The organism is Kribbella sp. NPDC000426 (genome assembly GCF_040300265.1).
Classification (GTDB): domain Bacteria; phylum Actinomycetota; class Actinomycetes; order Propionibacteriales; family Kribbellaceae; genus Kribbella.
The window spans coordinates 147,608-165,666 of the sequence record NZ_JBEPDK010000007.1 but is presented as its reverse complement, the minus strand read 5'-3'; the positions used below and the strand labels follow the sequence as shown (position 1 = coordinate 165,666).

Genomic DNA, 18,059 nt, shown 5'->3' with positions numbered 1-18,059 from the left:
GCGCCCGCTCCGTTCGTCGCTGCGCTCCTCACCCGCGCCCGCTCCGCGCGTTCCCACCCGCCCCCGGCTTATCGCCGTACGTGCCGGCTATCGCCGGGTTCTGCCGGCTGGCGCCGGCGGTCTGCTCGCTATCGCTCGCAGGTGACTGCGGGCGGGTGGCGCCACGCTGCTCGGACCGTGGATCGTTGGCTGGGTCCGCAGCAGGCTGCCGCCCGCATGCGACTACCTGGCGGCGGTGCGACCGGTCCGTCAAAGTACTAGGGCCTGCGTGACGCTGCCGCCGGCATGCGACTACCCGGCCGACAGGCGCCACGTCGCGCGACCGGTCCGTCGAAGTACTAGGGCCTGCGTGACGCTGCCGCCCGCATGCGACTATCCGGCCGACAGGCGCCACGTCGCGCGACAACCAGCCGTACGTCGTGCTGGGGTCCGCGACCGGTCTGTCGACGTACCTGGGCCTGCGTGACGCTGCCGCCCGCATGCGACTACCCGGTCGGCAGGCGCCACGTCGTGCGACTGGTCCGTCGACGTACCTGGGCCGGCGTGACGCTGCCGCTCACCTGCGACTGCTGGGCGGGCGCTCCGACGCCTACCCAGCCGACTGCTGTCGCTCGCATGCGACTACCGAGCTGACTGGTGGCCTTCGGGGACCGCAGCGACCGGCGCCGGCAGTACCTCTGAGTCGGTGTAGATGTAGCGCGGGCCGCGGAACAGGGAGGCGCAGGCCGCGATCAGCGACATGCCGATTGCGATCGAGAAGACGATCACCAGCCCGTGGTGGAACGGCTCCGAGATCAGCTGCGGGAAGTACGCCTTGCTGGTCAGCGTGCCCACGTCCGCGCCTTTGACGGCTGATGCGGGCAGGCTGCTGAGTGCCGTGCCGATCGGGTTGTAGCCGAGGAACGCCGCGAACAAGCTGCCGACGGGAGGTTGGTTGCCGATGGCTACTGCTGCGGCCTGTGCGACGCCGTGGGACCGCAGACCCTCGGTCAACGTGCGAGGCAGTGTCTGCGCCAGGCCGATGATCATCAGCGTGAAGAAGACGCCGATCGACAGCGACGTCCCCGAGTTCAGGAACGTGCCGATCATGCCCGACGCGGAACCCCGCCGGTTGGCCGGGACGCTGCTCATGATCGCGCTGGTGTTCGGCGCGGAGAACAGCCCGGAGCCGACGCCGTTCAGCACCAGCAGGCCGGCGAACGCCCAGTAGCTGAAGTCGGTCGGCAGCAGCATGAAGCCGAGGAAACTGAGGGCCACGAGCAACAACCCGCCGGTCGACAGCGCCCGCGCCCCGAGCCGGTCGGAGAAGTAGCCCGACAGCGGACCCGCGAGCAGGAACGCCACCGTCAGCGGAAGGAGGTAGATGCCTGCCCACAGCGGCGTACTCGAGAAGCTGTAGCCGTGCAAGGGCAGCCAGATGCCTTGCAGCCAGATGATCAGAATGAACTGCAGGCCGCCGCGGCTGACCGACGCCAGCAAGCCGGCCAGGTTACCCGCCGAGAACGCCTTGATCCGGAACAGTGACATGTCGAACATCGGATCGACCGTGTTCGCTTCGACCAGGCAGAACGCGACCAGCAGGGCGACCCCGCCGATCAGCCCGCCCAGCACCCACGGACTCGTCCAGCCCATCGTGTGCCCGCCGTACGGCTGGATGCCGTAGGTGATCGCGACCAGGATCGCCGTCACACTGACCGCGAACAGGGCGTTGCCCCACCAGTCGATCTTCGCCGCCGAGCGGGTGCTGGTCTCGCGCAGGCTGTGGTACGACCAGACCGTGCCGAGCAGGCCGAACGGGACCGACACGAAGAACACCAGCCGCCAGTCGACCGGCGCCAGTACGCCGCCGACGATCAGCCCGATGAACGAGCCGCCGATCGCGGCGACCTGGTTGATGCCCAGTGCGAAGCCGCGGCGGTCGGCCGGGAACGCATCGGTCAGGATCGCCGTCGAGTTGGCGAACAGCATCGCGGCGCCGACACCCTGGACGATGCGCCACAGGATCAGCCAGAGCGCGCCGCTGCTCTGGGTGAGCGGGTCGAACACCAGCGCGATCGACCCGATCGTGAACACCGTGAAGCCGAGGTTGTAGATCTTCACCCGGCCGTAGATGTCGCCGAGCCGGCCCAGCGTCACGACGAGCACCGCCGTGACGACCAGGAAACCCATCAGCATCCAGAGCAGATAACTGACGTTGCCGGGCCGGAGCGGATCGAGCTTGATGCCCCGGAAGATGTCCGGGAGCGAGATGATCACGATCGACGAGTTGATGGTTGCCATCAGCACCCCGAGCGTCGTGTTCGACAGCGCCACCCACTTGTAACGGGGGTGATCCTTCTCGACCGCGAACCGGGACGCCGGCTTGTTGCCTGCACTCACAAGGCACTTCCCCACGGGATAGATTTCGTTAGCAAAACTAACTGTATCTCGCTACCGGAGGTGGCCCTCCGGCCCCGCTCAGGGCACCGTCAGGGCACCACCACGACGACCGGTGCGTCCTTGCGGCAGGTGAGCCGGTGGCCGAGCGAGCCGGTCAGGCGGTGCCAGCGCTTCGCCGACCGGCCGACCACGATCAGATGCGCGTCGACGGTGCGGGCGATCTCGGTGAGGGTGCCGATCGCCTCGCCGTACTCGCTGACGAAGCTGATCGGTACGCCGGCCTCGCCCGCCCGGCGGACCGCGTCGGCCTTGATCTCGTCGGCCAGCTCCTGCCGGCTGCTCGCGGCCGCGCCGTACGCGTAGGGAGCGGCGAGGATCGCGGTCGGTTCGGCGTACGGCATCACGTAGACCGCGACCAGGTGGCCGCGGGTGCGGACGGCTTCGCCGGCGGCCCAGGCGAACGCGTCCCAACTCGTGGCCGAACCGTCGATCCCGACCACGATGGCCGGTGTTCCGGGGGCCTTCTGCTGACGGAGCTGGATGCGCCGTTCTTCGGCGTCGTGGTTCATCTGGTCACCTCTTCGGCAACGGGGTGCGGCTGTCCTGACTTTCGCCGGCGAGCTCCATCAGGCGCTGGAGGGCAGGCAGGGCCGCGGTCAGCGACTCGGTGTCCTGGTCGTCGAGCTTGCCGATCAGCTCCGTCAGCTGCGACGCCCCCGCCGCGCGCATCGCCCGGAGCTGCCGGCTCCCGGCCTCGGTGACGGCGACCAGGACCACCCGGGCATCGCCGGGGTAGCGCCTCCGTTCGGCGAGGCCGAGGTCGGTCAGCTGGGTCACGAGCGCGGTCATCGACGGCTGTGTGACCTCCTCGCTGACGGCCAGGTCGGTCAGCCGCCGCGGGCCGGTGCGCTCCAGGGTCGACAGCACGGAGACGGCGGTCAGGCTCAGGGTGCGGTCCCGGCGCCTGATCGCCACGGCGGCGAGCCCGAAGAGGACCTCGCCCACGGCGTCGTTGCCTGCGGTCATGCGACAAGTATAGGCGCGTCTATATAGATCTGGTGATGAAACCGCGGACTTGTCCGTGCCGGTCACTAGGCTGTGGGTATGTGCGGTAGATACGCGTCCGGCCGGGCCCCGTCCGATCTCGTCGAGGAGTTCGAGATCGAGGCGGGCAACGTGCGCGAGTCCGTCGAGGAGCTCGGTGAGAACTACAACGTCGCGCCGACCAACCAGGTGGTCGCGGTGGTCGAGCGGAAGAACCGCGAGGTCCCGGACCAGACGATCCGGAAGCTGACCACGGTCAAATGGGGGCTGGTGCCGTCCTGGGCCAAGGACACCTCGATCGGCAACCGGCTGATCAACGCCCGGATGGAGACGGTCGCGGAGAAGCCGGCCTTCAAGAAGGCCTTCCAGACCCGGCGCTGCATCCTGCCCGCCGACGGGTACTACGAGTGGTACACCGCCGAGGAGAAGGTCAACGGCAAGCCGGTCAAGCAGCCGTACTTCATCCATCCGCCGGACGGCAGCATCCTGTCGATGGCCGGGCTGTACGAGATCTGGCGGGACAAGTCCGTCGAGGACCCGGACTCCGACGACGCCTGGCTGTGGACCTGCACCGTCCTGACCACCTCGGCCACCGACGACCTCGGCCGCATCCACGACCGGATGCCGCTCCTCGTCGAGCGCGAGCGGTACGACGCGTGGCTCGACCCGCTGTCGTCCGACACCGACGACCTGCTGGAGCTGCTGGTCCCGGCTGCACCGGGCCGTCTCGAGGCGTACGCCGTGTCGAAGGCGGTCAGCTCGGTCAAGAACAACGGCCGTCACCTGCTCGACCCGCTGCCCCCGGACGGCGTGGACCCGCTGGACAAACCGCAGGCGCCCGAGGAAACCACGCTGTTCTGAGCTGTTCTCGGCTGTTGTGGGTTTCCTGTCCACCGAATCCGGTCGCTGATGACAGGATGGGGCGGGTGACCGACGAACGCATTGTGGGGACACCGCACGGGGAGGCCCGGATCGTCGCGTACCGGGCCCGCCGGCCGGTGGCGACGCTGGCCCTCGGTCATGGCGCCGGGGCCGGGATCGAGTCGGGTGACCTGGCCGCGCTGGCCGGCCGGCTGCCGAAGCAGGACATGAACGTGTTCCTGATCGAGCAGCCCTGGCGTCGCGCCGGCCGCAAGCTCGCGCCGGCGCCGAAGGTGCTCGACGAGGCCTGGATCGCGATCATCGGGCAGCTGCGGGTTCGGACGCCGCTGGTGATCGGCGGCCGCAGCGCCGGCGCCCGGGTGGCCTGTCGTACGGCGAGCAGCTTGGGCGCTTCCGGCGTACTCGCGATGTCGTTCCCGCTGCATGCGCCCGGCAAGCCGGAGAAGTCGCGCGTCGACGAACTGCAGCAGGCCGGGCTGCCGACGCTCGTCGTCCAGGGCGAGCGGGATCCGTTCGGTACGCCGGAGGAGTTCCCGCCGCTGACCGAGATGGCCGTCGTGCCGGACGCGGACCATTCGTTCAAGGTGCCGAAGCGGGCCGAGCTGGACCAGCAGGAGACGTACGACCTGCTGGTCGAGGCCGTGTTCGAGTGGGTCACCCGTGAGGTGTCCGGATAACGGTCCACGGTCGGGAATGACGTCACGGCCAGGCGTGTTGTGACGAACATGATGGCGACGAGAGTGGCTCCGGAGCGGAGTACTGGGAAGTCACCGGTATTCTCGATCACGATGCCGACTCCCACCACGACCGAGACACCCGAGCAGCGCACCGCGCGGTTCGAACGCGAAGCCCTGCCGTTCCTCGACCAGATGTACGCCGCGGCGATGCGGATGACCCGCAATCCGTCCGACGCCGAGGACCTGGTGCAGGACACCTTCGCGAAGGCGTACAGCTCGTTCCACCAGTTCACGCCGGGCACCAACCTGAAGGCGTGGCTGTACCGGATCCTGACCAACACCTTCATCAACGGTTACCGGAAGCGGCAGCGTCAGCCGACGCAGTCGCCCACCGAGGAGATCGAGGACTGGCAGCTCACCGCTGCCGAGTCGCACACTCCCGGTGGGCTGAAGTCGGCCGAAGCGGTCGCTCTCGAGCACCTGCCCGATTCCGACATCAAGTCGGCCCTGCAGTCGATCCCGGAGGACTTCCGGCTGGCTGTCTACCTGGCCGACGTCGAGGGCTTTGCCTACAAGGAAATCGCCGAGATCATGGGCACACCGGTCGGCACCGTCATGTCGCGGCTGCACCGCGGCCGGCGCCAGCTACGTGACCTGCTCGGCGACTACGCACGGGACCGCGGCCTGATCCCGGCTGCGGCCGACAGTGTGGACAGCGCGGCCGAGAGTGTGGACGAGAGTACGGACGCGACCGCGGCGAGCACCGGCGCGGACGCGGAGAAGGAGGAGTCGTGAGCTGCGGCGAGCACCACGACGTCGACTGCGGAGAGATCCTGCAGCGGGTCTACGTCTTCATCGACAACGAACTCGAGGACGCCAGTTCCGACGAGATCCGGCAGCACCTCGAAGAGTGCGCCCCCTGCCTGGACGAATACGACCTGGAACGCTGCGTCAAGAAACTGGTCCACCGCTCCTGCGGCTCCGACCACGCCCCCGACGCCCTCCGCCAGAAAATCCTCCTCCGCCTCACCCAAATCCAGGTAGAAACCACCATCACCACCACGGATTGACGGCGTCCGCGGTCAGATCGAGTGGGTCGTGAAGTAGTAGTCGACGCTTTCGCCGCGGTCGAGTTTCTCCAGTAGTTGACGCGCGTCCGCGAAGTAAACGGCGGATGCATTTCGCAACAGCCGCAATGCGGTGTTCAACTGCTCGATGGCGTCACTTCGCCGGCCGGTCGCCGCATTGATTCTGGCCAGTTCGATGTATAAGCGTCCTTCGCGCTCCGGGTCGTCGGCGGTTCGCGCGCTGCGCAGACCGGAGTCGATGTGGCTGACGGCAGTGTCGTACCGGCCCTGGGCGGCATACGCGAGCGCGAGCAGATGGTGGCTCTCGGCCTGGAAGGTCGAATCGCCGGCCCGCACCATCACGTCCAGCGCCTGCAACGCCATCTCCACGGCGTCCTGGTACCGGCCTACCTGGAGGTGCGCGAAGCCCGCGTTCACGTACCGCTTGAACATGGCTCGCGTGTCGTTGGCCTGCTTCGCAAGGGCAATGCCCTCGGCGAACGCCGTGTCCGCACGCTCGAAGTCGCCGACACGGTCGTACAGCCCGGCGACCGCGGTCAGTGCGACACCCTCCAGTGTCTGGTCCCGGATCGCACGACTCAGCGACAGAGCTGCCCGGGCATACTCCAAGGCTTCGTCGATCCGGCCTTCCAGGCCGAGCAAGTAGGCCAGGGACGAGCAACAGCGTGCTTGCCCGAAGAGATCGTCGATGGCCCGGAACATCTCCAGAGCGACCAGAACGCGGGCGATCGCGGCACCAGGGTCGCCGTTCTCCGCATCGGGAATAGCGCTGTCGTGCTGCAGCCAGGCGGCGGTCGCCGGGCGATCGTGGCGCTGTGCGAGCTCGATCGCCCCGGCGCCCAGCTCGCGCATCTCCTGCCAGCGACGTCGTGATTCGTGATACCCGAAGAACGCGAGCGCGGTCTCTGCCAGCAGTACGTCGTCTGCCAGGCCCGACTGCCGCGCCTGCCGGACGCGGTCGAGCAAGTTCCGCTGTTCTCCGTCGAGCCAACGCAGGCTCGGTTCCCGACCGCCGAAGGCTGGGAGCAGCTCGCTGGTGCCTACGGTTGCCAGTGGCAACCGCGGACTGGTCGGATGCGTGAGCGCATGGCAGACCCAGCCGGCCTGGGTGTAGAACCGGACGACTCGCGCAAGGGCCTGGTCACGGTCGGCCTGGCTCAGCGTCCGATCGGCAACCTCCCGGCCGTACGCTCGGATCAGGTCGTGGAACCGGTAGCGCGACGGGGCAACGGACTCCAGCAGATTCAGGTCGGCGAGACGCTCGACGATCGCGTCCGCCCGGCGGCGCGGAAGCTGGAGCAGCGCCGCCACCACCTCCGTCGTCAGGTCGGAACCGTCCGGAACCGTCAGCAGCGGCAGCGCGGCGGCGGCTTGCCGGTCGAGCTCGCGGTCGCTCGTCTCGAGGAAGTGAACCGAGCTGGCGATGCTGGCGCGGACGCCGGTCTCGTCGGAACCGAGGCTGTCGAGCCTGCGCTCCTCGTCCTGCAGCAGGTCGACGAAGTGCTGGATCGGCCAGGTCGGCCGGGCCGCGAGCCGACCGCCGACCAACCGGATCGCGAGCGGCAGGCGCCCGGAGTACGACGAGAGGACGCGGGTCGCGTCCGGCTCGGCCGCCACCCGGCCCGGACCGATGACACCGGCCAGCAGCTCGACCGACTCCGACTCCGACAGAGCGTCGAGCAGGATCTGCCTGGCGCCCGGCAGATTCACCAACGAGCCCCGACTGGTGATGATCGCGGCCGATCCCGCACTGCCGGGCAGCAAGGGCAGGACCTGCCCGACGTCTGCGACGTTGTCGAGCAGCATCAGCACCCGGCGGCCGGCGAGCTGGGACCGCAGCACGGCCGCCGCTTCGTCGACGTCATCAGGGATCGACGTGACATCGAAGCCGAGTGATCGCAGCAGGTGACGCTGGCCGTCGCCCGGGCTCATCGGTGCGCCCGGGCCGTAACCGCGCAGGTTGAGGTAGAGCTGGCCGCCGGGGTAGCTGTCGGCCAACTGGTGCGCCGCGTGGACCGCGAGCGTGGTCTTCCCGATACCGCCCATACCGGACACGGTGACCAGCCCGACGGCGGCGGAGCCGGCCGCGGTGGGATCGCGCAGCACCGACAGGATCGCGTCGACCTGGGCGGCTCGGCCGGTGAAGTCGCGAGCCGCCGGAGGTAGTTGCCATGGCGTCGGAAACTGGTCGACCGCGGACGACTCCTTCGGCGGATCGTCACGCGGCTTGCCGGTCTTGCTCTTGCCGCGGGCAACGGTGAGGAACTGCTCGGCCTCCGCCGCGGTGAGATCAAGCGCTTTGGTGAGGGCGCGGATCGTGTCGATCCGCGGACGGCTGCGGGTGCCGCGTTCGAGGACGCTGATGGCCTGCTCGCTGAGGCCGGCCTGCTCGGCGAGCGCGGCCTGGGTCAGGCCGGCCCGCGCACGGAAGGTACGGAGGAGCTCGCTCAGCGTTGGCATCGCAGCGTCGCTCATCGTCGCGCCCTCCTCGGATCCACCCCGATATCGGTCAGTACCGGAAACATCCCGGACCCAACTCTAGGGGGATCCGCCGACGGCCGTTTGCCGTTGTCCACAGGGGGTGGGCGTCCGGCAGCGAAATCCAACGACTGTTTGAAAGATAGCATTCGGTATGCAGGCGGAGACTCTCCGAATACAAGACCTCATATAAAAGTGGTCTGCTGTAAAGCTGTGACCAAATCGCAAAGACCCCGGATTTCTCCGAGGTCCTCGCTGTCTGTAGCCGCCTGAGTTCAGGCGTTCGGGCGCTTGCCGTGGTTTGCGCCCTTCTTCTTGCGTGCACGGCGCTTCCGGCCGGTCTTACCCATTTCTAAGCCTCCTTGAAACAACTGCAAAGAGTCACAGTCTCTCATACCACGCTAGCTACTGCTGAGTCGGCGGCGGGTCACGGTTGGGCTTACAGTGTTTCGGCGCAGCCGTTATGAGCAAAATTCAGACGAGTCAGCGATGTGCTGTCTGCCCCCCTACGCCTCGCAATCCGACTGGGCGTAAGACCGCGACCGCTGATCGGAGGTGACGTATGATGACCGGCGACGCCTGGGACTGGTGATCCTTCTGCCATGGAGGGCATGAATGGCATTGAGCCCTCGGAGAAGGACCCTGCCGATTGCTGTCGCGGCCACCGCGGTGGCCGCTCTTGCCTCTCTGGTGCTGGCCCTCGGCCAGACTGAAGAACCCCTGCTGGTAGCCGGCTTCTGCCTGCTCGCCCTAGTTGCCAGCGCCTTACGGTCCGTGCACACCGAGCGCCCTGTGGAGCTCGTCTCAGTTGTGCTGGCCGCCGTCTATGTCGTGGTAGGTCCCGCGGCAGCCGTCGTTGTCGCGGCCGTGGGATCGTTGGCCCAGGCCCGGGCGCCGCTGATCAAACGGGTCTTCAACAGTGCCCAGCGCATTCTGTCCGCCGCGGCTGCCGCCGTCGTCTACGCGGCGCTGCACGGCCCGGTCGGCGACGAGGTGTTCCACCGGGTTCCGGACGCCATCATCGCGGTCACTGCCGCAACGTTCGCTCTGCTCCTGGTCAATGCGCTGTTGCTGACGATGGTCCTGGGCCTCGAGCGCGGCCACCATGCTGTTGCGGAGTTCCTGCGGCACGTCGTCCGTACGACCGCCGTCCCGCTGCTCGGGTACGGTCTGCTCGGCCTGTCGATGGCTGTGATCTGGCTGGGCGGTCTCAACATCTTCGCGGCCTTCCTGATCCTGGGCCCCTTGGTCGTGGCCAGGTGGGCCCTCTCGCAGTACGCCGCCGAGCGCCGCGCTCAGTCCGCGGCGTTGCGTGCTTTCATCCAGCTGATCGAGGTGAAGGACCTCTATACCCGGGGCCACTCCGAGCGGGTCAGTGAAGGCGTCGGCCTGCTCGGTCGGCAACTGGGGCTCAGCGAGGACCGGCAGAGCGCGCTGGAGCACGCCGGGCTGCTGCACGATGTCGGCAAGGTGGGTGTTCCGACCAGCATCATCCAGAAGCCCGGCCGGCTGGACGATTCCGAGATGGACGCGATCAGGCTGCATCCCGCGCGGGGTGTGGAGCTGATCGGCAACATCCCGTTCCTCGAGGAAGTGAAGTCCGCGGTCCTGCATCACCACGAGAAGTACGACGGCAGCGGGTACCCGGCCGGCCTCAGCGGTGTGAACATTCCGTACTTCGCCCGCGTGATCGGGATCGTCGACGCGTTCGACTGCCTGACCTCGACGCGCTCGTACCGTCCCGCGCGCGGCGTGGAGGAGACGCTGGCGATCCTCGAACAAGACAAGTACTCGCACTTCGATCCGCACCTCGTCGACGCCTTCGTCAAGGTCATCCGGGCCGAGGGCTGGCAGGCTGCCGACGCGGTCCAGCCCGCGCCGGACGCCTCGGTCCAGTTCAGCATCGATCACGATGACCTGAGCCTCGGCAACGGCGGCGGCGCGTCCGGTTCAGCGGCGGCCCCGGGATGACGGCTCCTGCCGAGGCCGACCGGTTCGCGACCCGCAACCTGGGCAGTGGCGTCGTGATCCTGGTGGCCGGCGCAGCAGTCGGAATCGCAGCCCTGCTGATGACCGTTCGCAGCGGTGTCTCCGAGTGGTCCTTCGCGATCACGTTCGGCGCGCTGATCGCGATCGGCGAGATGGTGCAGTTCAATGTCTACGGCAACCGGAACCGGGCGCCGATCGCCACCAGCGCGGCGCTCGGGTACGCGATGCTCCGCGGTCCGGCGCTGACACCGCCGGACATCGCCCAGATCATCACCGTGGTGGGCATCGCGACGATGATCGGGGTCGCTCCGCGTGCGGTCTCAGGCCTCCGCTGGGACGTCGTCGTCTCCTGCCGACGGGTGCTGTCGGTGGCCTGCGCCGCCGTGGTGTTCTCCGCACTCATCCCGGAGAGCGAGAGCTGGAACGGATCCTGGCGGCAGTCGATGCCGATCATCGGTGCCATGTTCCTCGGTGTACTGGCGGCCGGACTGACCGATGCCTTGATCGGTGCAGGGCAGGCGACAGAGCGGTACAACCGGCCGTTCCCGGCCGGGCTCCGCGACGAACTCGTCATCCTCGGCCAGATCGGTATGGCGATGGGGATCGGCGGTGTGCTGCTCGCGGCGGGCACCTCGCTCGTCGGGTTGTGGGCCCCGCCGCTGGTCGTGGTGCCGTTGTTGTTGACGCAGTTTGCGTTTCGGCGGTTTGCTTCGGCGCAGCGGACTTATCGGACCACGGTGCGGTCGATGGCGCGGAGTACGGAGATCGCGGGATTCAGCAGTCCGGGGCAGAATGCGCGGACGGCGACGTTGGCGGTGGCTATCGGCAACGATCTGGGGTTGACGCCGGGGCGGATGGAGGCGTTGGAGTATGCGGCGCTGTTGTCCGGGGTGGGGCAGTTGGCGTTGGCGGATCCTAGTCCGGGTGGGGCTTCGTTGTTGCGGACCCGGGAGGAGCGGCAGCGGGCGGCGGAGATCGGGGCTTCGGTGATCGAGCGGTCGGGGGTGCTGGATCATGTGGCGGAGATCGTCAGGCACTCCAACGATCCGTACCGGCAGGGGCGGGCCAACAACGCGGACATCCCGGTCGAGAGCGGGATCGTGAATGTCGCGCTGGCCTACGAACAGCTGGTGGGGGAGGGGTCGGGGCAGTCGCCGGACAAGGCGATGGAATCGATCGGGCTGGGCATCGGTGCGGAGTATGACCCGGTCGTGGTCGAGTCACTCAGGCGCGTGATCGGTCGCGGTTTCCGCTTCTGAGCAGGCCTCAGGCGACAGCCTGAGCAGCGCGGGAGTTCCGGCGCAGGGTTCCAGGTCGTCCCAGACCGGCGCGGAGGTCGCGGGCACCCGTCCCGAGGCGCCCATCCCGGCGTACAGCAAGAGGCCGGCGCCCGCGGCGATCAGTACGTCGCCAGGGCTGACGGCCTGGCCGAGCCAGGGAAGGGCCACGGGTACGACGTCCCCGAGCCAGGGCAGGTGCGTCGCGGTATCGGACAACTCGTGCCGCGGATCGTTGACGACCGCCGAGCCCACGCCGGCCCGGGCAAGGGCCGCGAGGGACACCGGCATCGCGCCGTTCAACGCGACGACAACAGCGTTGCTGAAGAAGCCCAGCGCCAGCAGGCCGACGCCGGGATGACGCACGTTCAGCCGCAGGAAGACTGCGATGCAGACCGCGGAACCGATCAGACCGACCGGGTAGACCGTGCCTCCGAAGGCCGAGCCGAGCAGTTGCCCGATTGCTGCGGCAGCCAGCCAGTGCACGCCGGTCAGGGTGTTGGTCGCGAGCCGTCCGAAGCCGCCGCCGGTCGCGAGCGCCGCCCCGGCAGCGATCACCATGACGAGGAGGACCAGCAGCACGTGTGCGATTCTGCCGAACCCGCGGCCCGAAACCGGGCAAGCTGACCCCGCAGCGTGTCGACTTAGCTGCAAAAAGTAGCGGCGGCCCGGAGACCGGACCGCCGCTACATGGAGCTCAGGACTTCGCGGTTGCGGCGCCGCCGTCGTCGAGGATCTCCGGCAGGTCCTTCACACCCGGGTCGCCGCGGTCGGCGAGGTAGTCGGTCGGGTGCGTGGTGTCCTGCCCGTCCGGCACCTTCAGCGCCCGGAACACGACCGTCAGCACGATCACGATGAGCACGTTCAGCACGAACGCGGTCAGCGCGATGTAGGCCGGTGTGTTGGTGCCCGGGATGTTCGCCAGCGATCCGCCGAAGTGCTTCTTGGTCGCCGGGTTCACCACGTTGTACGCCGAGATCGTGCCGAACACCATCGCCACCGCCCAGCCGGTCAGCAACGCGTACCGGTGGAACCAGCGCGTGTACAGACCGACAACGATCGCCGGGAACGTCTGCAGGATCCAGATACCGCCCAGCAGCTGCAGGTTCAGCGCGATCGTCTTGTCCATCGCGAGCACGAACACCAGTGCGCCGACCTTCACCAGCAGCGACGCCAGCTTGGAGACCTTGGCCTCCTCGGCCGGTGACGCCGACGGCTTGATGAACGCGCGGTAGATGTTGCGGGTGAACAGGTTCGCCGCCGCGATCGACATGATCGCCGCCGGCACCAGCGCGCCGACCGCGATCGCCGCGAACGCGATCCCGGCGAACCACGACGGGAACTCCTGGTCGAACAGTCGCGGGATCGCCAGCTGCGGGTTGGCCAGCCCGTCCAGACCCTTCACGTTGACGTTCGCCTTGATCGCCATGAAGCCGAGCAGGGCGAGCAGACCCAGCAGCAGCGAGTACGCCGGGAGGATCGCCGCGTTCCGCCGTACGACGTTGCGGGTCTTCGTCGACAGCACCGCCGTCACCGAGTGCGGGTACATGAACAGCGCCATCGCGGAACCCAGACCCAGCGTCCAGTAGGACACGTAGCCCGCGTTGCCCGGGATGAACGAACCGGTCGGCTTGCCCGTCACCGGGTTCGGCTTGGCCATCTTCTCCTGGGCCGCACCGAAGATCGAGTCCCAGCCGCCGAGCACGTGCGGCAGGTAGAAGATCGCGACCAGGATCACCACGTAGATCAGGAAGTCCTTGACGAACGCGATCATCGCCGGGGCCCGCAGCCCGGACGAATACGTGTACGCCGCGAGGACGGCGAACGCGATCAGCAGCGGGAGGTCCTTGGCCAGCGTGTTGTTCCCGCCGAGACCCATCGTCTCGAAGACCGCCTGCATACCGACCAGCTGCAGCGCGATGTACGGCATCAGCGCGAGGATGCCGGTGACCGCGACCGCCAGCGACAGCGCCTTGCTGCCGTACCGGCCGCTGACGAAGTCAGCCGGCGTCACGTACCCGTTCCGGTGCGAGACCGACCACAGCCGGGCCATGAAGACGAACACGATCGGATACGCGACGATCGTGTACGGAACGGCGAAGAAGCCGCTGATCGCACCGGTCGCATACATTGCGGCGGGCACCGCAATGAACGTGTACGCCGTGTACAGGTCGCCCCCGAGCAGGAACCAGGTGACGAACGTACCGAAGCTCCGGCCGCCGAGACCCCACTCGTCGAGGTTGTCCAGATGACCGGCACTGCGCCAGCGCGACGCCATGAAGCCCATCACGGTGACGGCGCCGAAGATGACGACGACGATGATCAGCTGCACCCAGTCGACACTCGTGTTCACCGGCCGGCCTCCTCGGTGTCGGCGTCCGGAGCGTCAGGGTCACCAAGTCCCTGCGCGGCCCGGCGCCGGCGTTCCTCGGCACGGAGCAGCCGGTAGCTGATGCTGACGAGGATCGCCGACAGGAAGACCCACATCAGCTGGTACCAGTAGAAGAACGGGAAGCCCCACAGATGGGGGTCGGCCTTGGCGTACGTCGGCACGAGCAGCGGTACGACAACCGCCACCACCAGCAACACACCGGAGATCCAGTACGCGGGTCTGACCGCGGACAATCGAGACACTGCAAACCTCCTCGGGACACAGGCGCAACGCAGCACGCTACCGTTCGATGACAGTACGTACTAGACCTTCAGGTTGGTGCATGGATAACGAAAAGGCGTGGTTCGTACGGCGCGTCGTGCTCTCCGTGCTGTTCCTCGTCATCGTTGCCGTGCCGCTGTATCCGGAGCTGTTCGGGCTGGACGAGGTGACCCCGTTCACCCAGCTGGCCGCATTCCGCCCGCAGGGGCTGGTCGTGGTGCTGCTCCTGGCTCTCCTGATGCTGGTACGCCGCGGGTGGCGGATCGCCGCCGTACTCGTCGCCTCGCTGGCTCTGATCGGCGGCGCCCTGGTCGCGCCGCGTGAACTCTCCCACCCCCGGCCGGCCCCGGACGGCGCCCGGGTGCTGACGATCATGGTCGCGAATGTGCTCGGCGGCGGCGCCCGGGCCGCGGAGGTGGCCCAGGTGATCCGGGACCGCAGACCGGACCTGGTTTCGTTGCCGGAGGCACAGGTCGACGTACGTGAGGAGATCCGGGCGCAGCTGCAGAGCCAGCAGTACAAGGGCTACACCGCGCAGCCGAGCAAGGCGGTCGAGAGCGCGACCAGTGTGCTGGTGTCGTCCGCGCTCGGGAACGTGTCGTTCGCGTCCGAGGCCGGGACGACCTTCGGCAACATCGTCGTGACCGGAGGGAACCTCGGCACGATCCGGCTGATCGCGTACCACGGCTTCCCGCCGCTGACCGACTCCGTGACCACCTGGAAGAACGACCTCCTGCACGTACGGCGATGGTGCACCCAGGACGCGCCGACGATCGTTGCAGGGGACTTCAACGCGACCCTCGACCACGCCGACTTCAGGAACGCCCTCGGCGGCTACTGCCGCAGCGTGGGGCCGACCGGCGGGGCGGGTCTGCAGGGCACCTGGCCGGCGGACCAGCCGGCGCTACTGCGAACCCAGATCGACCACGTCGTGCTGACGCGGCAGTTCGAGCCGGGGCGGTTCACGACGTACCCGATCGAGGGGACGGATCACCGGGCCGTGGTCGCGACGGCCGCGCTCAGGACGGATTAGTGGCCGGGCGGTAGATGTAGGGCTGCGAGGCCTGGACAGCTTCGGTCAGCATCAGCAGCAGGTCGGCGCGGGCCTCGATCGGACGGCCGAAGAGCTCGTCGTCACCGGGGATCGGGAACCCCTTCACGCCGATCGCGAGCTGGCTCAGCAGGACGTGCAGGACGCCGCGGGCGTTGAACACCGCCGGGGTCGGCCACTCCGGCAGGGTCTCGTGCATCAACGGCTGCTGGCCCGCGGTCGCCGCGATCGGCTTCAGCCAGCGCTCGAGCTCGTCGCTGCTCAGCATGTTCCGGTGCAGGATCGTCATCACGGCGTGTGCAACCCGGTCGTGCTCCTCGTGCACCCAGCGGTACGGCGTGTCCTTGACGATCCGGTCCGCGAGGACGTCGAGCAGAGCCCGCAGTACGCCGGCGTCGCAGTGCCGGGACCGGGCCAGGGCGCCGATCGCGTCGGCGCCGTGGGCAACCGCATGCGCCCAGCCGCAGTCCTTGACGAACCCGCGCAGGTCGCGCTCGCGCAGAAGCCAGGTCGCCAGCCGGTCGCCCCAGCGCATCACGACCTCGTCGTGCACCAGGAACTCGGCGTTGTCGCGGTGGATGACTTCGGCCAGCGTCAGCGCGGTGAAGGAGCGGCGGAACACGCTGTCGGTGCCGTCCTCGCCGAGCCCGTAGTTCAGCCCGGCACAGAGGCCGTCGCCGAACCCGGGCAGCAGGTCGTCGTACACCCCGCGCTCCAGCCAGGTGGCGAGCGTCGGGTAGGCAAGGGCGTCACGGACCTGCGGGTTGGTGCTGGCCAGCCCGCGGACAAGCTCCTCGGTGAGCTCGGTCAGCGTACGGTCGTGCGGTACCGCGTAGTCCGCGGCCATCACGTCCTGCCAGTACGTCGACTCCACCCGAGCATCCTTTCATCTGTGCTGAATCAACTAACACCTGTCTACACCAACTTGTCGAGCAGGCCACTCCGCGTGCTGGTATAAGAGCGTTAGTAGCATCGAGCTGTGCCGTCTCTGACCGACGTGGCCCGAAACCACACCACCCTGGACTCCGCCGACCTGGATCGGCTGCAGCTGCTGATCTCCGACTGGCAGATGCTGGCCGACCTGTCGTTCGCCGATCTTGTCCTCTGGCTGCCCGACACCGAGGGACTCGGGTTCTGGGCCGGCGCCCAGATGCGCCCGACCACCGGCCCGACGGCGTACCTCGACGACATCGTCGGCAGCTTCATCCCGCGCGGTCGCCGGCACCTGCTCGACCAGGCGTACGACGGCGGCCGGATCTGCCGCGAGGGCGACCCGGAATGGCGCGACGACGTCCCCGTCCGGGTCGAGACGATCCCGGTCCGGCGCGGCACCCGGGTGATCGCGGTGATCGCCCGCAACACCAACCTGCTCGGCGTCCGCACGCCGTCGCGGCTGGAGATCGCCTACCTGCAGAGCGCGACCGACCTGGCCCGGATGATCACCGACGGCGTCTTCCCGTACGGCGGGGAGCGGCTGCTGTCCACCACGCCCCGCGTCGGCGACGGCTGCATCCGCGTCGATCGGCACGGCATGGTGACGTTCGCGAGCCCGAACGCGTTGTCGGCGTACCGGCGGATGGGCCTCGTCACGGATCTGGTCGGCAGCCGGCTCAAGGACGTCACCGCGGAGTTGCTGCATTCCGGACACAAGGTCGACGACGTGCTGGCCTCGGTGGTCACGGGGCGGGCGGCCAAGGAGATCGAGATCGAGAACTCCGACGCCACGCTGTTCCTGCGCGCGATCCCGCTGCGGGCCGACGGCGCACACGTCGGTGCGCTGATCCTGCTCCGCGACGTCACGGAGCTGCGGAGCCGGGAGCGGGAGCTGGTCACCAAGGAGGCGACCATCCGGGAGATTCATCATCGCGTCAAGAACAACTTGCAGACGGTCGCCGCGTTACTCCGGATGCAGGCCCGAAGGATCACCGTCCCGGAGGGGCAGGCCGCGCTGGCCGAAGCGGTGCGCCGGGTCGGGTCGATCGCGATCGTCCACGAGACCCTGTCGGAGTCGTTCGACGAGCACGTGGACTTCGACGACGTGGCCGACCGGGTCGGCGCGATGGTCGCGGACGTGTCGACGGTCTCGACCGCGGTGGAGACGCGACGCAGCGGGACCTTCGGCGTACTGGACTCCGAAGTGGCCACTCCGCTGGCGATGGTGCTGACCGAACTGATGCAGAACTCGGTCGAGCACGCCTTCGGCGCCCGGGACGGGGGAGAGGCGACCGGACGGATCGAGCTGACCGCCGAGCGGTCGGTCGGACGCCTGCACATCAACGTCATCGACGACGGCAAGGGACTGCCGACGAACTTCGACTCCGAACTGTCCGGCAATCTCGGCCTGTCCATCGTCCGCACCCTCGTCATCGGGGAGCTGGACGGAACGCTGGAATTCGGTAACCGGCACGACGGAAAACCCGGTACGCAGGTCACCCTGGACATCCCGGTGAAGGACTAGACCGGGAAACAGATCCGCGGGAAAAACCCGCGGCTGCGGGAGAAACACAAAGGCCCCGCGGTGATTCCCGCGGGGCCCCGAGA

At 68.1% G+C, this 18,059-nt stretch carries 18 protein-coding genes; 8 read left to right on the top strand and 10 right to left on the bottom strand.

Annotated elements, in window-relative coordinates; translation table 11 throughout:
* Positions 1 to 485: 485 nt before the first annotated feature.
* The 4 genes from ABT313_RS32400 to ABT313_RS32385 all read right to left on the bottom strand — a co-directional run bounded on the left by ABT313_RS32400 (position 486) and on the right by ABT313_RS32385 (position 3,405).
* The gene (locus ABT313_RS32400) at positions 486 to 617 is read right to left on the bottom strand and encodes a hypothetical protein (protein WP_350861666.1); all 132 of its coding nucleotides are present in this window, start codon (positions 615 to 617) and stop codon (positions 486 to 488) included.
* A gap of 4 nt (positions 618 to 621) precedes the next feature.
* A complete protein-coding gene (locus ABT313_RS32395) occupies positions 622 to 2,379 on the bottom strand; it encodes an MFS transporter (protein ID WP_350861664.1) in 1,758 nt (585 codons plus the stop codon).
* 89 nt (positions 2,380 to 2,468) lie between these two features.
* Entirely contained in the window at positions 2,469 to 2,948 is a 480-nt protein-coding gene (locus tag ABT313_RS32390; protein ID WP_350861662.1) for a universal stress protein, read from the bottom strand.
* 4 nt (positions 2,949 to 2,952) lie between these two features.
* The gene (locus ABT313_RS32385) at positions 2,953 to 3,405 is read right to left on the bottom strand and encodes a MarR family winged helix-turn-helix transcriptional regulator (protein WP_350861660.1); all 453 of its coding nucleotides are present in this window, start codon (positions 3,403 to 3,405) and stop codon (positions 2,953 to 2,955) included.
* A gap of 78 nt (positions 3,406 to 3,483) precedes the next feature.
* Between ABT313_RS32385 and ABT313_RS32380 the strand changes: the two genes are divergently transcribed.
* The 4 genes from ABT313_RS32380 (at position 3,484) to rsrA (ending at position 6,052) form a co-directional block, all read left to right on the top strand.
* Entirely contained in the window at positions 3,484 to 4,284 is an 801-nt protein-coding gene (locus ABT313_RS32380) for an SOS response-associated peptidase (protein ID WP_350861658.1), read from the top strand.
* Positions 4,285 to 4,340: 56 nt separating this feature from the next.
* Positions 4,341 to 4,982 carry an alpha/beta hydrolase family protein gene (locus ABT313_RS32375; RefSeq protein WP_350861656.1) on the top strand — a complete coding sequence of 214 codons (642 nt, stop codon included), beginning with the start codon at positions 4,341 to 4,343 and terminating at the stop codon, positions 4,980 to 4,982.
* Positions 4,983 to 5,093: 111 nt separating this feature from the next.
* Positions 5,094 to 5,777, top strand: a complete 684-nt coding sequence (locus ABT313_RS32370) for a sigma-70 family RNA polymerase sigma factor (protein WP_350861654.1) — start codon at positions 5,094 to 5,096, stop codon at positions 5,775 to 5,777.
* Entirely contained in the window at positions 5,774 to 6,052 is a 279-nt protein-coding gene (rsrA, locus tag ABT313_RS32365) for a mycothiol system anti-sigma-R factor (RefSeq protein ID WP_130439634.1), read from the top strand. Before ABT313_RS32370 ends, rsrA begins: the two co-directional genes overlap by 4 nt.
* A gap of 12 nt (positions 6,053 to 6,064) precedes the next feature.
* On the opposite strand, the gene ABT313_RS32360 is transcribed toward rsrA, so the two are convergent.
* Together ABT313_RS32360 and ABT313_RS44765 are read right to left on the bottom strand one after the other, a co-directional pair.
* Positions 6,065 to 8,545 carry a tetratricopeptide repeat protein gene (locus ABT313_RS32360; RefSeq protein WP_350861652.1) on the bottom strand — a complete coding sequence of 827 codons (2,481 nt, stop codon included), beginning with the start codon at positions 8,543 to 8,545 and terminating at the stop codon, positions 6,065 to 6,067.
* A gap of 278 nt (positions 8,546 to 8,823) precedes the next feature.
* A complete protein-coding gene (locus tag ABT313_RS44765) occupies positions 8,824 to 8,898 on the bottom strand; it encodes a 50S ribosomal protein bL37 (RefSeq protein WP_369759046.1) in 75 nt (24 codons plus the stop codon).
* Positions 8,899 to 9,163: 265 nt separating this feature from the next.
* Here ABT313_RS44765 and ABT313_RS32355 point away from each other — a divergent pair, with 265 nt between their 5' ends.
* The gene (locus ABT313_RS32355; RefSeq protein ID WP_350861650.1) at positions 9,164 to 10,519 is read left to right on the top strand and encodes an HD-GYP domain-containing protein; all 1,356 of its coding nucleotides are present in this window, start codon (positions 9,164 to 9,166) and stop codon (positions 10,517 to 10,519) included.
* The gene (locus tag ABT313_RS32350) at positions 10,516 to 11,796 is read left to right on the top strand and encodes an HD-GYP domain-containing protein (protein WP_350861648.1); all 1,281 of its coding nucleotides are present in this window, start codon (positions 10,516 to 10,518) and stop codon (positions 11,794 to 11,796) included. The genes ABT313_RS32355 and ABT313_RS32350 overlap by 4 nt, the downstream gene beginning before the upstream one ends.
* On the opposite strand, the gene ABT313_RS32345 is transcribed toward ABT313_RS32350, so the two are convergent.
* From ABT313_RS32345 to ABT313_RS32335, 3 genes are all read right to left on the bottom strand, one after another.
* Entirely contained in the window at positions 11,758 to 12,396 is a 639-nt protein-coding gene (locus ABT313_RS32345) for a DUF5317 domain-containing protein (RefSeq protein ID WP_350861646.1), read from the bottom strand. The two genes, ABT313_RS32350 and ABT313_RS32345, sit on opposite strands and share 39 nt — an antisense overlap.
* Positions 12,397 to 12,511: 115 nt before the next feature.
* Positions 12,512 to 14,167, bottom strand: a complete 1,656-nt coding sequence (mctP, locus tag ABT313_RS32340) for a monocarboxylate uptake permease MctP (protein ID WP_502884045.1) — start codon at positions 14,165 to 14,167, stop codon at positions 12,512 to 12,514.
* Positions 14,164 to 14,448, bottom strand: a complete 285-nt coding sequence (locus tag ABT313_RS32335) for a DUF3311 domain-containing protein (RefSeq protein ID WP_350861644.1) — start codon at positions 14,446 to 14,448, stop codon at positions 14,164 to 14,166. Before ABT313_RS32335 ends, mctP begins: the two co-directional genes overlap by 4 nt.
* A gap of 80 nt (positions 14,449 to 14,528) precedes the next feature.
* Between ABT313_RS32335 and ABT313_RS32330 the strand changes: the two genes are divergently transcribed.
* Complete coding sequence (locus ABT313_RS32330; protein WP_350861642.1) at positions 14,529 to 15,500, top strand: endonuclease/exonuclease/phosphatase family protein; 972 nt, start codon at positions 14,529 to 14,531, stop codon at positions 15,498 to 15,500.
* Here ABT313_RS32330 and ABT313_RS32325 read toward each other — a convergent pair.
* Complete coding sequence (locus ABT313_RS32325) at positions 15,487 to 16,392, bottom strand: DUF2785 domain-containing protein (protein WP_137258058.1); 906 nt, start codon at positions 16,390 to 16,392, stop codon at positions 15,487 to 15,489. The genes ABT313_RS32330 and ABT313_RS32325 overlap by 14 nt on opposite strands.
* 105 nt (positions 16,393 to 16,497) lie before the next feature.
* Between ABT313_RS32325 and ABT313_RS32320 the strand changes: the two genes are divergently transcribed.
* Positions 16,498 to 17,976: a sensor histidine kinase gene (locus ABT313_RS32320; protein WP_350861640.1), complete on the top strand. Its 1,479-nt coding sequence runs from the start codon at positions 16,498 to 16,500 to the stop codon at positions 17,974 to 17,976.
* Positions 17,977 to 18,059 lie beyond the last annotated feature (83 nt).